This window comes from Citrobacter sp. Cc139 (assembly GCF_030334645.1).
Lineage (GTDB): Bacteria > Pseudomonadota > Gammaproteobacteria > Enterobacterales > Enterobacteriaceae > Citrobacter > Citrobacter werkmanii.
In genome coordinates this window covers 16,015-30,270 of record NZ_JAOWDM010000062.1, presented here as the reverse complement: position 1 = coordinate 30,270, position 14,256 = coordinate 16,015, and the positions used below count along the sequence as shown (strand labels likewise).

16 protein-coding genes are annotated in these 14,256 nt (G+C 51.6%); 12 read left to right on the top strand and 4 right to left on the bottom strand.

From position 1 onward, the window contains the following. Window positions 1–78: 78 nt before the first annotated feature. Window positions 79–1,266, bottom strand: coding sequence for a cystathionine beta-lyase (gene metC / locus OGV69_RS03690; protein WP_069324341.1), 1,188 nt, complete (start codon window positions 1,264–1,266; stop codon window positions 79–81). 250 nt (window positions 1,267–1,516) lie between these two features. On the opposite strand from metC, the gene exbB reads away from it, so the two are divergent. Beyond that, the gene (exbB, locus tag OGV69_RS03685; RefSeq protein ID WP_061382446.1) at window positions 1,517–2,251 is read left to right on the top strand and encodes a tol-pal system-associated acyl-CoA thioesterase; all 735 of its coding nucleotides are present in this window, start codon (window positions 1,517–1,519) and stop codon (window positions 2,249–2,251) included. Between the two features lie 6 nt (window positions 2,252–2,257). Beyond that, entirely contained in the window at window positions 2,258–2,683 is a 426-nt protein-coding gene (exbD, locus tag OGV69_RS03680; protein ID WP_038633864.1) for a TonB system transport protein ExbD, read from the top strand. 71 nt (window positions 2,684–2,754) lie between these two features. Here exbD and OGV69_RS03675 read toward each other — a convergent pair whose 3' ends face one another. After that, window positions 2,755–3,162 (bottom strand): hypothetical protein, encoded by a 408-nt coding sequence (locus OGV69_RS03675; protein ID WP_038633861.1) that lies wholly within the window; start codon window positions 3,160–3,162, stop codon window positions 2,755–2,757. Window position 3,163: 1 nt separating this feature from the next. Beyond that, window positions 3,164–3,568: a hypothetical protein gene (locus tag OGV69_RS03670; RefSeq protein ID WP_038633858.1), complete on the bottom strand. Its 405-nt coding sequence runs from the start codon at window positions 3,566–3,568 to the stop codon at window positions 3,164–3,166. A gap of 104 nt (window positions 3,569–3,672) precedes the next feature. Between OGV69_RS03670 and OGV69_RS03665 the strand changes: the two genes are divergently transcribed. Next, window positions 3,673–4,176, top strand: a complete 504-nt coding sequence (locus OGV69_RS03665) for an ESA_00282 family adhesion-associated protein (protein WP_038633854.1) — start codon at window positions 3,673–3,675, stop codon at window positions 4,174–4,176. Between the two features lie 64 nt (window positions 4,177–4,240). Here the strand turns inward: OGV69_RS03665 and OGV69_RS03660 are convergent, their stop codons facing one another. Next, complete coding sequence (locus OGV69_RS03660; RefSeq protein WP_042310975.1) at window positions 4,241–5,281, bottom strand: aldo/keto reductase; 1,041 nt, start codon at window positions 5,279–5,281, stop codon at window positions 4,241–4,243. A 482-nt stretch (window positions 5,282–5,763) separates the two neighbouring features. Between OGV69_RS03660 and OGV69_RS03650 the strand changes: the two genes are divergently transcribed. The 9 genes from OGV69_RS03650 (at window position 5,764) to hypA (ending at window position 14,252) form a co-directional block, all read left to right on the top strand. Next, window positions 5,764–7,404 (top strand): methyl-accepting chemotaxis protein, encoded by a 1,641-nt coding sequence (locus tag OGV69_RS03650; RefSeq protein WP_038633848.1) that lies wholly within the window; start codon window positions 5,764–5,766, stop codon window positions 7,402–7,404. 85 nt (window positions 7,405–7,489) lie between these two features. Further along, window positions 7,490–7,777, top strand: coding sequence for a DUF2623 family protein (locus tag OGV69_RS03645; RefSeq protein WP_038633845.1), 288 nt, complete (start codon window positions 7,490–7,492; stop codon window positions 7,775–7,777). Between the two features lie 190 nt (window positions 7,778–7,967). Further along, entirely contained in the window at window positions 7,968–9,086 is a 1,119-nt protein-coding gene (gene hybO, locus OGV69_RS03640) for a hydrogenase 2 small subunit (protein WP_003024486.1), read from the top strand. Window positions 9,087–9,088: 2 nt separating this feature from the next. Further along, window positions 9,089–10,075: a hydrogenase 2 operon protein HybA gene (gene hybA, locus OGV69_RS03635; protein WP_069324338.1), complete on the top strand. Its 987-nt coding sequence runs from the start codon at window positions 9,089–9,091 to the stop codon at window positions 10,073–10,075. After that, on the top strand, window positions 10,065–11,243 hold the full coding sequence (gene hybB / locus OGV69_RS03630) for a Ni/Fe-hydrogenase cytochrome b subunit (RefSeq protein ID WP_038633842.1): 1,179 nt from the start codon (window positions 10,065–10,067) through the stop codon (window positions 11,241–11,243). The genes hybA and hybB overlap by 11 nt, the downstream gene beginning before the upstream one ends. Next, a complete protein-coding gene (gene hybC / locus OGV69_RS03625) occupies window positions 11,240–12,943 on the top strand; it encodes a hydrogenase 2 large subunit (protein ID WP_038633838.1) in 1,704 nt (567 codons plus the stop codon). Before hybB ends, hybC begins: the two co-directional genes overlap by 4 nt. Beyond that, window positions 12,943–13,437 carry a HyaD/HybD family hydrogenase maturation endopeptidase gene (locus OGV69_RS03620; protein WP_032944999.1) on the top strand — a complete coding sequence of 165 codons (495 nt, stop codon included), beginning with the start codon at window positions 12,943–12,945 and terminating at the stop codon, window positions 13,435–13,437. The genes hybC and OGV69_RS03620 overlap by 1 nt, the downstream gene beginning before the upstream one ends. Further along, window positions 13,430–13,918 carry a hydrogenase-2 assembly chaperone gene (hybE, locus tag OGV69_RS03615; protein WP_038633834.1) on the top strand — a complete coding sequence of 163 codons (489 nt, stop codon included), beginning with the start codon at window positions 13,430–13,432 and terminating at the stop codon, window positions 13,916–13,918. Before OGV69_RS03620 ends, hybE begins: the two co-directional genes overlap by 8 nt. Then, entirely contained in the window at window positions 13,911–14,252 is a 342-nt protein-coding gene (gene hypA / locus OGV69_RS03610) for a hydrogenase maturation nickel metallochaperone HypA (RefSeq protein ID WP_003828349.1), read from the top strand. The genes hybE and hypA overlap by 8 nt, the downstream gene beginning before the upstream one ends. The last annotated feature ends 4 nt before the right edge of the window (window positions 14,253–14,256 follow it).

Below are 14,256 nucleotides of genomic sequence, written 5' to 3'. Positions count from 1 at the left end.
GGATGCCTTGATCCCGGACGCAACAATTGCAGACTTTTCCACCAGAAGTGTCTGCATATATGTCCATCTATGGCAATGTTACTCGATTCGGGCAAATCCTGCGGCTAAATCGGCAATCAGATCGTCAACATTCTCTAAACCGATATGCAAACGGATAAGCGTTCCGCTGAAGTCCACCTCGCCTTGCGGACGGATTGCCGCAATGTGCTCCGGCTGGTTGGCGAGAATCAGCGACTCAAAACCGCCCCAGGAGTAGGCCATGCTGAACAGGCTGAAGTGATCCAGATACGCGGCTAACTCTTCATTATTTAGCTTCTTATTCAATACAAAGGAGAATAGCCCGCTGCTGCCGGTAAAATCACGTTTCCAGAATTCATGGCCTTTACTGCCGGGCAGCGCCGGGTGATTAACGCGGGCGACCTGTGGGTGGTTGGACAGCCACTCGGCGACCTTTAAGCTGCTTTCATGATGCTGGCGTAAGCGTACGCTCAGCGTGCGTAATCCACGGCTGGTCATATAGGCGGTATCGGCGTCGAGCATTTGTCCCATCAGATAGGCATTTTCGCGCAGTTGATCCCAGCAACGGGCATTGGATACCGCTGTGCCGACCATGCCGTCGGAATGACCAATCAGGTATTTCGTACCCGCCTGAATCGAGATATCGATACCGAAATCCAGCGCCTTGAACAGCACGCCGGCAGCCCAGGTGTTATCAATTATGATGACTGCATCAGGCGCAACGCTTCTGACGGCGGCTACAATTGCCGGCACATCATGTACCTCCATGGTGACGGAGCCGGGTGATTCCAGAAAGACAACTTTGGTGTTCGGCTGAATGTGCTTCACAATATCGGCACCAACCAGCGGATCAAACCAGCCCGTTGAGACGCCTAGTTTGCCGAGAATTTTGGTGCAGAAGTCCTGGCTGGGTTCATAGGCGGTATTGGTCATCAACACATGATCGCCTTGTTCCACAAAGGCAAGGATGGTGTTGGCAACGGCTGCCGCGCCGCAAGGGAACAACGCGCAGCCCGCGCCGCCTTCCAGTGCGCACATGGCTTCCTGCAGCGAAAAATGCGTCAGGGTTCCACGACGTCCGTAGAAAAGCGCACCGTTAGCACGGTTGCGCGTGGCCTGCTTTTTTGCCTCAACGCTGTCAAACACCAGCGAAGAAGCGCGCTGGATCACGCTATTTACCGAGCCCAGCGTGTACTTTTTACTCCGTCCTGCGTGCACGAGTTTGGTTTCAAGTTGTTTATCTGCCATGGTGTATTACCTGTTTTTATACGTCTGGATGTCTAAACTACCATGAATCAAAGATGACGCATCCTGCAGAAAGGTCATACAGTAGAAAATAATCTCAAAATGCTTCTGGTGACTTTTTTACTGCGTAAGCGCAAGGAAAAGAAACCAAAGGTGCGGCAATATGTAAATAGTAATGAGAACGACTATCAATTCGACGTTGTTTTGATATGATTACGCTTAGATTTTGTGATTTGCGTCCTGGAGATACAGAGTGGGTAATAATTTGATGCAGACGGACCTTTCCGTCTGGGGTATGTATCAGCACGCCGATATCGTGGTTAAGTGCGTGATGATTGGGCTGATTTTAGCGTCAGTGGTCACCTGGGCTATCTTCTTTAGTAAGAGCCTTGAGTTCTTTACTCAGAAACGCCGTCTTAAGCGTGAACAGCAACTGCTGGCGGATGCCCGCTCTTTAGACCAGGCAAACGAGATTGCCGCAGGATTCGATGCTAAAAGCCTTGGCGCACAGTTGATTTATGAAGCGCAGAACGAGCTGGAACTGTCGGAAGGCAGTGACGACAACGAAGGTATTAAAGAGCGCACCGGTTTCCGTCTGGAGCGTCGTGTGGCGGCAGTAGGTCGTCATATGGGACGCGGTAACGGATACCTGGCCACCATCGGGGCAATCTCGCCATTCGTGGGTCTGTTCGGTACGGTATGGGGCATCATGAACAGCTTCATCGGGATCGCACAAACCCAAACCACCAACCTGGCCGTTGTTGCGCCGGGTATTGCAGAAGCGCTGTTAGCGACCGCTATTGGTCTGGTTGCGGCGATTCCTGCGGTCGTCATCTACAATATTTTCGCACGTCAGATTGGCAGCTATAAAGCGATGCTGGGCGATGTCGCGGCGCAGGTGCTGTTGCTGCAAAGCCGCGATCTGGACCTGAACGCCAGCGCCTCCGCGCATCCGGTACGCGCTGCGCAGAAATTACGTGTAGGGTAATGTTCCATGGCAATGAGCTTTAATGAAAACCTGGACGATAACGGTGAAATGCATGAAATCAACGTGACGCCGTTTATCGACGTTATGTTGGTTTTATTGATCATCTTTATGGTGGCCGCGCCGCTGGCAACAGTAGATGTGAAGGTGAATCTCCCTGCCTCCACCAGTACGCCGCAGCCGCGTCCCGAAAAACCGGTTTATCTGTCAGTCAAAGCCGATAAGAGTATGTTTATCGGCAATAATCAGGTGACGGATGAAACCATGATTAGCGAGCTCAATACGCTGACAGAAGGGAAGAAAGACACCACAATTTTCTTCCGCGCGGATAAGACCGTCGATTATGAAACCATGATGAAGGTAATGGACTCGCTGCATCAGGCGGGTTTTCTGAAGATTGGTCTGGTCGGTGAAGAGACCGTGAAAGCGAAGTAACTTTCTCGCCGGGTAGTGGTTTTCACCTACCCGGCCTGCTTATCCTGATTCCACGCCCCACAAACCTGTTCTTATCTGTTTTCATCTAACGCGACCGTGGTTATCCTGGTCGGTTCGTAGCTGCCTTCGGACAGCTTGCGCGTCAGGCGTAAGGTGGCCGTTTCTCGCGCGAGTATATGCTGGTAGGTGCTCTCCAGCCGGGCCATGATTTTATCCCGCAGTTCGGGTTGTTGGGCTATGATGGCCTCAATCGCGGCGCCATAGATCTCTTCTTTCGCCTGTAGCGCATAAATTTCACGGCGATTTTGCCATTTCATCCGCACCAGCGCGGCGGGTATAGAAACCATTTCCTGGGCAACGCTTTCCAGTGTTGCGTTTTTATTGGCAATCAGGATGGCTAAATTCTGCTTTAAGACAAACTCATCACTTTTATGGTCATCTAAAGCCAAATAAACATTATTATCCTCAACATCTTTCATTTTATTTCTCTTCCAGAGAATAAAAAATAGGATCGCTGGATTCGCGGGTAATTAAATTAAGCCAAATTTTATTGCCTTGCTCATTAATGATGGCTGTTTTTTCGGTCAAAATTTTACTTAATTCTTGTGCATTAATGTCGCCTTCTGCTTGCAATGAATTGAGCAAGCGCGTGAATGACTCAATCTTTGCCGCGCAAAACAAACGCTCTTTTAAATGACGGTCGCACTCTTCAAACAACATATTGCGCGCCTGGCCGGTCGCTGTAGCGCTGATCAAAATATCTGCTTCATAATCGCTTAATGTTCTCTTTCCCTGAGTCAAATTTTCACTGTTTTCTGTGGGGAAGGTATTAGTCGATGTTTGAGATAAATGATAATGCGCGGGAACAAGATGCTCGGGAAGCATGTTGAAATATCCTTTGATGCCAATACTGTATTGTTTTTAATATGTCAGGCTGCGTTGACAATAGCATGGCGTAATTTTAAAATCAAAAAAAATGGAGCCAGTATATGAACAGTATATTTTATTCTGTTATTACCCTGCTATTGCTTACCTGCGGGGTGCTTTTGTTGATGCGCAGCGCAAATAAAAACCGCTATGCAGAAAATGGTAACGCTGGACACCAGCCGGAAATCTTGAGTAAAGAAGAGGGTGAAGATCATTTTTCTGTATTGATGAATTCGATTACCCCGGTATGGTATTGGCGGGTTAATCACGAATATATCGATTTTATCCACTCGACGATCAAACGGATGACGATGGCGGAGCTGAATGAGACGCCTGGCTTATTTGATGCGCAGCGGCGCTGTAGCGACCTTAACTCTGCAGTGTATAAATATTACGACAATATAAAAAAACGCTGTCTCAGCGGGGAGAAGGTCCCGCATGCCGATCTGGATGTGCTCAACTTACGTCAGTGCTTCAGGGAGTTCAGCCTGGAGGCTTACCCTGCGCTCGTCGCGCTGGTGTGGCCGGAATACCAGCGTCCACAGCTCAAAGCAGAAGAAGTATAAGGTCATGGCGCGTTACCATGGCCGGGTAGATCTACATGGCTACCCGGCACGGAGTGACGAACGGCTATTTGTCAGATGAGGCTTGCCACAGGTTCAGCTCGCCATCAGCGACGTGTTTATCGATCTGCGCCAGTTCTTCGGCGCTGAACGTCAGATTAGCCAATGCCTGAACGTTTTCTTCCAGTTGCTCCGGTCGGCTGGCGCCAATTAATACCGAAGTGACCCGGTTGTCTTTTAGCAGCCAGCTTAAAGCCATTTGCGCCATCGACTGTCCGCGCTGTTGCGCCATCTCATTGAGCAAACGCAGGCTGCTAAGGTTTTCTTCCGTCAGCATATTTTCTGTTAGCCCACGGACTTTTTTCCCTTCACGCTGCATACGTGAACCTTCCGGGATGCCGTTGAGGTATTTCCCTGTCAGCAGTCCCTGGGCCAGCGGCGTAAAGGCAATGCAGCCCATGCCGTTAGCTTCCAGCGTATCCAGCAAGCCACTGCTGTCTACCCAGCGATTAAGCAGGTTGTAAGAGGGTTGGTGGATAAGAAGTGGAATTTTCCATTCCCGCAGCAGTTCGGCCATCTTTTGCGTTCGTTCCGGGGAATAGGATGAAATGCCGACATACAGCGCTTTACCGCTTTGCACCGCATGGGCCAGCGCTGAGGCGGTCTCTTCCATTGGCGTATTTTCGTCCACGCGGTGCGAGTAGAAGATATCGACATAGTCGAGACCCATGCGTTGCAGACTCTGGTCGAGGCTGGCAAGCAGGTATTTACGCGAACCACCAGAACCGTATGGCCCTGGCCACATGTCATAGCCCGCCTTGGTGGAGATGATCAGCTCATCTCGGTATTGTGCAAAATCCTCGCGCAGTAAACGGCCAAAATTCTCTTCTGCGCTGCCTGGAGGCGGCCCATAGTTATTGGCCAAATCAAAATGGGTGATGCCTAAATCAAAGGCTTTACGCAGCAGGGCGCGCTGTGACTCCAGCGCCTGAACGTGCCCAAAACTGTGCCACAAACCCAGCGACAGCGCGGGTAAGCGTAAACCGCTGCGTCCACAGTAGCGATAGAGCATCTGCTCGTAACGTTCAGGATTGGCAAACCAGGCCATGAGATCTCCTTAGTGCAGGTGAATTTCGAAACAGCGTTTCTATTCTAGCGGGTTCTCGGTGAATATTCCGTTCACAGGTCACACTGGGATGAAAAACTGGGCAGAATTCGTTACGCGAGTTATTGAAGGAGACCCGCGTGAGAAGGCTATATATCTCCCTGCGTTAATCACGGCTTTCATAATGATCCGACCTCTCATTATGATAATACTGACTCTGATTTATCCTGGGAGCGCACTCTTGCAGGGTTTAATAAATATTTACGATAAAAAACAAAGCATTATTAAATAATTTAGGTGAGTTATCTGAATAATAATGCTAGCTAATTTCATTAGCATTCATGTTGATATCATCTGGAGAGATATGGCCTGGACTTAAGAAAGTAAAAAAATAAAGAACGCATTATATCTTCTCTACCGCCTGCCGATAACAAGGATAAGTATCGCCTGATGGCGAATTCCTCATCAACGGCAAGGAAATTATTATGGGTTTGCTGAAAAACTTCACTATTCGTATTGTCATGTTGGCAATACTGGGACTTTTTTGCCTGCTGTGGTCGGGCGTGGGTTTATTCAGTCTTCATTCTTTATCAAAAATATCAGAAGGGAATGATATTGACCGTCATCTCGTCCATCAGATGACTGTTCTCAGCCAGGGTAACGATCAGTATTTTCGTTTTGTGACGCGGTTAAGTCGCGCAATGGATGTCAAAATGAGCGGCGGAACGCCGGATTTTGCGCCAGCGCAACAGTCCCTGGACAATATGAGTAAAAAACTCCAGGAGATGAAAACATTGTCTCCCGGCCCCATGGATCCGGAAGTCGCCGCGGCGGTGCTGACCAAGTGGCAGGCGCTGCTGGATAACGGCGTTATCCCACAAATGCAACTGGCTCAGCAGGGCACGCTCACGGCCTTTGCGGAGCATGCCAGCACCGTTACGCCAGCCTTGAGCCGTGAATTTGGCGCCAGTGCTGAGCGTTTTAACACCACTGCGGGTGAAAGGCTCGATACCACCCGCGTTATGGTCGATGGCAAAACGTCTATCATCCGGACGCTAATTATCACCGCCGTAATCCTCGGTATTGCGCTCCTGTTCTTTACCGACCGCTACCTCGTCGCCATGATGGTGAAACCTCTGGGACGTATTCGCCAACAATTTCAACAAATTGCGCAGGGCGATCTCAGCCATTCTATTGAAGATTTTGGTCGTAACTGCGTGGGCCAACTGGTGCCATTACTGTGCGCGATGCAGGACAGCCTGCGCGAAGCCGTGAGTACCATTCGTTCTGGTAGTGACAATATCTGGCGAGGAGCGACGGAAATTTCCACCGGTAATAACGACCTCTCCTCACGTACTGAAGAGCAGGCTGCGGCGCTGGAAGAGACCGCAGCCAGCATGGAGCAGCTGACCGCAACGGTAAAACTGAACGCCGAAAATGCGCGTGAGGCCAGCCAACTGGCCGATACGGCGACAGAAACGGCAGGTAAAGGCAGCTCGTTGGTTTCAGAAGTAGTTGAGACCATGGACGGCATTGCCGCCAGTTCTAAACAGATCGCGGAAATTACCTCTGTGATTAACAGCATTGCTTTCCAGACCAATATTCTGGCGCTTAACGCGGCGGTTGAAGCGGCCAGAGCGGGCGAGCAGGGGCGCGGTTTTGCCGTGGTTGCCGGTGAGGTGCGTAACCTTGCCAGCCGTAGCGCCGGAGCGGCAAAAGAGATTGAGACGCTGATCGGCGAATCGTCGCGTCGTGTCGATCAGGGTGCTCGTCTGGTTAAAGAGACCGGATTAACGATGGAGGCGATTCTGCGCGGCGCGACAGAAGTCACCACCATCATGAAACAAATCGCCTCTGCTTCGGAAGAACAGAACAAAGGCATCTCACAGGTAAGCGTGGCGATCACGCAGATGGACAGCGTTACGCAACAGAACGCCGCGCTTGTCGAACAGGTTTCCGCCGCGGCAGTCGCGCTGGAACGGCAAACGGAAGATCTGCAACGTTCGGTGCAACAGTTCCGTCTATCAGCTAACGACGTGCAATACACTGCCACTGCGACCGCTTCCCCTTCAGCAGAACGCAAAACCTCTGCAACAGCTAAAACGGATGACTGGGTGTCGTTTTAAGCTGGCACAAAAAAGTCCCTGATACCTCTGGTCTTTGCTTAAAAAATCGCTATATAATTTATTATATAGCGATTGGGGGTTATGCATGGACAACCATTTTGGTAAAGGCCTGATGGCCGGATTAAACGCGGAAAATGCGGATAGCGCACGCTCGGTGGCGCATTTTTGCGCGGATTATAAACGCGGTTTTGTACTGGGGTTTTCACATCGAATGTTTGAAAAAACAGGCGATCGACAGCTCAGCGCGTGGGAAGCGGGCATCCTGACGCGTCGCTATGGACTGGATAAGGAGATGGTGATGGATTTCTTTAAAGAGAACCAGTCCAGTACAACAATTCGCTTTTTCATGGCCGGCTATCGGCTCGAAGCTTGATCCGAAAGGGGTATTATCTTGCTTTAATTAATTACACTATTGACCTACGCCTTCGTTTTGTTGCTCCGTCGAAGTATTATATCGCACATAACCATATAAAAAGTGTGGTAAATGGCGCGCCGATCGCAATATGCAACATGCGAATGGTGCAAAATAAAAAGCCAGGTCTTCGCAACGGAATAACTATAAAATGACTGGAGATAACTCTCTCATCAATTCGAGCGGCATCAATCGCCGCGATTTCATGAAGCTTTGTGCAGCACTGGCCGCCACCATGGGGCTCAGTAGCAAAGCCGCCGCAGAAATGGCCGAATCAGTTTCCCGCCCTCAGCGCCCACCGGTTATCTGGATTGGTGCTCAGGAGTGTACGGGTTGTACTGAATCGCTGCTTCGCGCGACACACCCTACAGTGGAAAACCTCGTCCTGGAGACAATCTCTCTGGAATACCACGAGGTACTCTCTGCCGCCTTCGGCCATCAGGTTGAAGAGAATAAACATAACGCTCTGGAGAAGTACAAAGGGCAATATGTTTTGGTTGTGGATGGTTCTATCCCACTGAAAGATAATGGTATTTACTGCATGGTTGCCGGTGAGCCGATCGTGGATCATATCCGCCGGGCCGCTGAAGGCGCAGCCGCTATCATTGCCATTGGCTCTTGCGCCGCGTGGGGTGGTGTTGCTGCCGCTGGCGTTAACCCAACGGGTGCAGTCGGCTTGCAGGAAGTTCTGCCAGGCAAAACCATCATCAACATTCCCGGCTGTCCGCCGAACCCGCATAACTTCCTGGCAACGGTCGCGCATATCATCACTTACGGTAAGCCGCCGAAGCTGGATACCAAAAACCGTCCAACATTCGCCTATGGCCGTTTGATTCACGAACATTGCGAGCGTCGCCCGCACTTCGATGCTGGCCGCTTTGCGAAAGAGTTTGGCGATGAAGGCCACCGTGAAGGCTGGTGTCTCTACCATCTGGGCTGTAAAGGACCCGAAACCTACGGCAACTGCTCAACGCTGCAATTCTGCGATGTTGGCGGCGTGTGGCCGGTGGCTATCGGTCACCCTTGCTACGGCTGTAACGAAGAAGGCGTTGGTTTCCATAAAGGTATTCACCAGCTTGCTCATGTGGAAAACCAAACCCCGCGCTCCGAGAAACCTGATGTCAACATGAAAGAAGGTGGCAATGTCTCTGCCGGCGCGATTGGGCTGCTTGGTGGCGTGGTAGGGCTGGTCGCCGGCGTCAGCGTGATGGCGGTTCGTGAACTGGGTCGTCAGCAGAAGAAAGATAACGCTGACTCACGGGGAGAATAACCGTGAACAGACGTAACTTTATTAAAGCAGCCTCCAGCGGGGCATTGCTGTTGGGCGCTGCGCCGTCCATCAGCCATGCGGCTGCAGAAAACCGTCCGCCGATCCCGGGTTCTCTTGGGATGCTCTATGACTCGACGCTATGCGTGGGCTGCCAGGCCTGTGTCACCAAGTGTCAGGACATCAACTTTCCGGCGCGTAACCCGGAAGGCGAGCAGACCTGGTCAAACAACGACAAGCTGTCGCCGTATACCAATAACATCATCCAGGTGTGGCGTAGCGGAACAGGCGTTAACAAAGACCACGAAGAAAATGGCTACGCATACATTAAGAAACAGTGCATGCACTGTGTCGATCCGAACTGCGTCTCCGTTTGCCCGGTCTCCGCACTGAAGAAAGATCCGAAAACCGGCATCGTCCACTATGACAAAGATGTCTGCACAGGTTGCCGCTATTGCATGGTCGCCTGTCCGTACAACGTGCCTAAGTACGACTACAACAACCCGTTTGGCGCGCTTCACAAATGTGAACTGTGTAACCAGAAAGGCGTTGAGCGTCTGGATAAAGGCGGTTTACCGGGTTGTGTTGAAGTGTGTCCTGCCGGGGCGGTGATTTTTGGTACGCGTGAAGAGCTGATGGCTGAGGCGAAAAAACGTCTCGCGCTGAAGCCTGGCAGCGAATACCACTATCCGCGTCAGACGGTGAAAGCGGGCGATACCTATCTGCATACGGTACCGAAGTACTACCCACACCTGTACGGTGAGAAGGAAGGTGGTGGTACGCAGGTGATGGTGCTGACGGGTGTTCCTTACGAGGATTTGGATCTGCCAAAACTGGATGATCTTTCAACCGGTGCGCGTTCTGAACATGTTCAACATTCCCTGTATAAGGGCATGATATTACCCCTGGCTGCGCTGGCGGGCTTAACCGTGCTGGTTCGTCGTAACACGAAAAACGACCATCACGACGGAGGAGACGATCATGAGTCATGATCCTAAACCGCTGGGCGGAAAAATAATCAGCAAACCGGTCATTATTTTTGGGCCGTTAATCGTCCTGTGTATGCTCCTGATCGTGAAACGTCTGGTCTTCGGATTGGGTTCAGTCTCCGATCTGAACGGCGGTTTCCCATGGGGTGTATGGATCGCGTTTGACCTGTTGATTGGTACTGGCTTCGCGTGCGGCGGTTGGGCGCTGGCATGGGCGGTGTATGTTTTCAACAGAGGGCAATACCATCCGTTGGTGCGTCCGGCGCTGCTGGCGAGCCTGTTTGGCTACTCGCTGGGTGGTCTGTCGATCACCATTGACGTCGGTCGTTACTGGAACCTGCCGTATTTCTACATTCCAGGTCACTTCAACGTGAACTCGGTATTGTTCGAAACGGCGGTCTGTATGACCATCTATATCGGCGTCATGGCGCTGGAATTTGCTCCGGCTCTGTTTGAACGTCTGGGTTGGAAAGTCTCTCTCAAGCGTTTGAATAAAGTGATGTTCTTTATTATCGCTCTCGGCGCGCTGCTGCCAACCATGCACCAGTCTTCAATGGGTTCATTGATGATTTCTGCGGGTTATAAGGTGCATCCGCTATGGCAAGCGTATGAAATGTTGCCGCTTTTCTCCGTATTAACCGCCTTTATTATGGGTTTCTCGATCGTCATCTTTGAAGGCTCACTGGTACAAGCCGGTCTGAAAGGTAACGGTCCGGACGAGAAAAGCTTGTTCATCAAGCTGACGAATACCATCAGCATATTGCTGGCGATTTTCGTGGTTCTGCGCTTTGGCGAGTTGATCTATCGCGACAAACTGTCCTATGCGTTTGCAGGCGATCTTTACTCCGTAATGTTCTGGATTGAAGTCGTACTGATGGTCTTCCCGCTGGTGGTGCTGCGCGTCACTAAGCTGCGTAATGACTCACGCATGCTGTATCTGTCCGCGCTGAGCGCATTGCTGGGTTGTGCAACATGGCGTCTGTCCTATTCGCTGGTTGCGTTCAATCCTGGTGGTGGCTACCACTACTTCCCAACCTGGGAAGAACTGTTGATTTCTATTGGTTTTGTGGCTATTGAGATTTGTGCATACATCGTACTCATTCGTCTACTGCCGATACTTCCTCCTTTAAAACAAAACGATCAAAATCGTCATGAGGCGAGCAAAGCATGAGCCAGAGAATTACTATTGATCCGGTAACCCGTATTGAGGGTCATTTACGCATCGACTGCGAAATTGAAAATGGCGTGGTATCTAAAGCATGGGCTTCCGGTACCATGTGGCGCGGCATGGAAGAGATCGTGAAAAACCGCGATCCGCGCGATGCCTGGATGATTGTTCAGCGTATCTGTGGCGTTTGTACTACCACTCACGCTATCTCTTCCGTTCGTGCAGCAGAAAGCGCGCTGAATATTGATGTTCCGGTGAACGCACAGTATATCCGTAACATCATTCTGGCCGCGCACACCACGCATGACCACATTGTTCACTTTTATCAGCTCTCGGCGCTGGACTGGGTGGACATCACCTCGGCGCTGAAAGCCGATCCAGCGAAAGCGTCCGCGATGCTGAACGGTGTGTCCTCCTGGCACCTGAACAGTACGGAAGAGTTCACCAAGGTTCAGAATAAGATCAAAGATCTTGTCGCCAGCGGTCAGTTAGGCATTTTTGCCAACGGTTGCTGGGGTCATCCGGCAATGCAGCTGCCGCCGGAAGTGAACCTGATTGCAGTTGCTCACTATCTGCAGGCGCTGGAATGCCAGCGTGATGCCAACCGCGTTGTCGCGCTGTTGGGCGGTAAAACGCCGCATATCCAGAACCTGGCGGTAGGCGGGGTTGCCAACCCAATTAACCTCGATGGCCTCGGCGTGCTGAACCTTGAGCGCCTGATGTACATCAAGTCCTTCATCGATAAGCTGAGCGACTTTGTTGAGCAGGTTTACAAAGTTGATACCGCGGTTATTGCTGCGTTCTACCCTGAGTGGCTGGAACGTGGTCAGGGTGCGGTTAACTACCTGAGCGCGCCGGAATTCCCGACTGACGGTAAAAACGGCAGCTTCCTGTTCCCGGGTGGTTACATCACCAATGAAGATCTGTCGACCTATCGTCCGATCACCTCTCACTCCGATGAATACCTGATCAAAGGGATTCAGGAGAGTGCGAAACACGCGTGGTACAAAGACGAAGCGCCGCAGGCTCCGTGGGAAGGTACAACGGTTCCGGATTACACCGGCTGGTCTGATGACGGCAAATACTCCTGGGTTAAAGCGCCGACCTTCTACGGTAAAACGGTTGAAGTGGGTCCGCTGGCCAACATGCTGTGTAAACTGGCGGCCAAACGCGAGTCTACTCATGCCAAACTGAATGAAATCATCGCGATTTACACCAAGCTGACCGGTAAAACCATCGAAGTGTCGCAACTGCACTCAACGCTGGGCCGTATCATTGGCCGTACCGTTCACTGCTGTGAACTGCAGAACGTTCTGCAGGATCAGTACAACGCGCTGATTGTGAACATTGGTAAAGGCGACCACACCACCTTCGTGAAACCGGATATTCCGGCAACGGGCGAATTTAAAGGCGTTGGTTTCCTCGAAGCGCCGCGCGGTATGCTGTCTCACTGGATGGTGATTAAAGACGGTATTATCAGCAACTACCAGGCGGTTGTTCCGTCAACCTGGAACTCAGGTCCACGCAACTTCAACGATGAAGTCGGACCGTATGAGCGCTCGTTGGTAGGCACGCCAATCGCCGATCCAAACAAACCGCTGGAAGTGGTTCGTACCATTCACTCCTTCGATCCTTGTATGTCATGTGCGGTGCATGTGGTGGACGTTGACGGGAACGAAGTGGTCTCAGTTAAGGTTCTGTAATGCGGATATTAGTCTTAGGGGTCGGCAATATTTTGCTGACCGACGAAGCCATCGGGGTGCGTATCGTTGAGGCGTTAGAGCAACGATACATCCTGCCAGACTTTGTTGATGTTCTGGACGGTGGTACGGCTGGGATGGAGCTTCTCGGCGATATGGCGAACAGGGATCATCTGATCATTGCTGACGCCATAGTGTCGAAGAAAAACACGCCGGGAACGATGATGGTCCTGCGGGATGAAGAAATTCCGGCGCTGTTTACGAACAAAATCTCACCGCACCAGCTTGGCCTGGCCGACGTATTGTCGGCCCTGCGTTTCACCGGCGAGTTTCCGAAAAAGCTGACGTTAGTCGGTGTTATTCCGGAATCGCTGGAACCGCATATCGGGCTAACGCCGACGGTTGAAGCCATGATTGAACCTGCGCTTGAGCAGGTTCTTGCCGCGCTTCGCGAATCAGGTGTTGAAGCGATCCCTCGGGAGGCGGCTCATGTCTGAGGAGTTTGTCGGTTTTCAGACAGCCCCGAAGACGCAAATTCAGGCGGCGTTTGAAGAGATTGCCCGGCGTTCAATGCACGATCTTTCCTTCCTGCATCCGAATATGCCGGTGTATGTCTCTGATTTTACGCTGTTTGAAGGTCAGTGGACGGGGTGTGTTATCACACCCTGGATGCTCAGCGCACTGATTTTCCCCGGACCGGACCAGATCTGGCCGGTGCGTAAAGTCAGCGAAAAAATCGGGTTGCGTCTGCCGTATGGCGAAATGACCTTTACCGTGGGTGAACTGGAGGGCGTATCGCAATACCTCTCTTGTTCGCTGATGTCGCCGCTTTCGCACAGCATGTCGGCGCAAGAAGGTGTCCGTCTGGCTGATGATTGCGCGCGCATGCTGTTATCGCTGCCGGTGAGCGATCCGAATGCGCCGCAGCTAAATCGCCGCGCGCTGCTGCTGGGTCGTCGGAACTGCGAAAATGCATGAGCTGTCCCTTTGTCAGAGCGCGGTTGAGATTGTTCAACAGCAGGCAGAGCAGCACGGTGTCAAACGCGTAACCGGCGTTTGGCTGGAAATTGGCGCACTCTCCTGCGTTGAGGAGAGTGCCGTCCGTTTCAGTTTCGACATCGTCTGTCAGGGTACGCTGGCGCAGGGTTGTGAGCTGCATATTGATTACAAACCAGCCCAGGCGTGGTGCTGGGATTGCAGTCAGGTTGTGGAAATCACCCAGCATGATGCGCAGTGTCCACTATGTCAGGGCGATCGTCTGCGGGTTGATGCTGGCGATTCACTGAAAGTGAAAAGTATTGAAGTCGAATAACCCA

What these genes read in the sequence shown, in the direction of transcription:
- metC (WP_069324341.1), bottom strand. Translation starts at nt 1,266, where the DNA reads ATGGCAGATAAACAACTTGAAACCAAACTCGTGCACGCAGGACGGAGT.
- exbD (WP_038633864.1), top strand. Translation starts at nt 2,258, where the DNA reads ATGGCAATGAGCTTTAATGAAAACCTGGACGATAACGGTGAAATGCAT.
- OGV69_RS03675 (WP_038633861.1), bottom strand. Translation starts at nt 3,162, where the DNA reads ATGAAAGATGTTGAGGATAATAATGTTTATTTGGCTTTAGATGACCAT.
- OGV69_RS03670 (WP_038633858.1), bottom strand. Translation starts at nt 3,568, where the DNA reads ATGCTTCCCGAGCATCTTGTTCCCGCGCATTATCATTTATCTCAAACA.
- OGV69_RS03665 (WP_038633854.1), top strand. Translation starts at nt 3,673, where the DNA reads ATGAACAGTATATTTTATTCTGTTATTACCCTGCTATTGCTTACCTGC.
- OGV69_RS03660 (WP_042310975.1), bottom strand. Translation starts at nt 5,281, where the DNA reads ATGGCCTGGTTTGCCAATCCTGAACGTTACGAGCAGATGCTCTATCGC.
- OGV69_RS03650 (WP_038633848.1), top strand. Translation starts at nt 5,764, where the DNA reads ATGGGTTTGCTGAAAAACTTCACTATTCGTATTGTCATGTTGGCAATA.
- OGV69_RS03645 (WP_038633845.1), top strand. Translation starts at nt 7,490, where the DNA reads ATGGACAACCATTTTGGTAAAGGCCTGATGGCCGGATTAAACGCGGAA.
- hybO (WP_003024486.1), top strand. Translation starts at nt 7,968, where the DNA reads ATGACTGGAGATAACTCTCTCATCAATTCGAGCGGCATCAATCGCCGC.
- hybB (WP_038633842.1), top strand. Translation starts at nt 10,065, where the DNA reads ATGAGTCATGATCCTAAACCGCTGGGCGGAAAAATAATCAGCAAACCG.
- hybC (WP_038633838.1), top strand. Translation starts at nt 11,240, where the DNA reads ATGAGCCAGAGAATTACTATTGATCCGGTAACCCGTATTGAGGGTCAT.
- OGV69_RS03620 (WP_032944999.1), top strand. Translation starts at nt 12,943, where the DNA reads ATGCGGATATTAGTCTTAGGGGTCGGCAATATTTTGCTGACCGACGAA.
- hybE (WP_038633834.1), top strand. Translation starts at nt 13,430, where the DNA reads ATGTCTGAGGAGTTTGTCGGTTTTCAGACAGCCCCGAAGACGCAAATT.
- hypA (WP_003828349.1), top strand. Translation starts at nt 13,911, where the DNA reads ATGCATGAGCTGTCCCTTTGTCAGAGCGCGGTTGAGATTGTTCAACAG.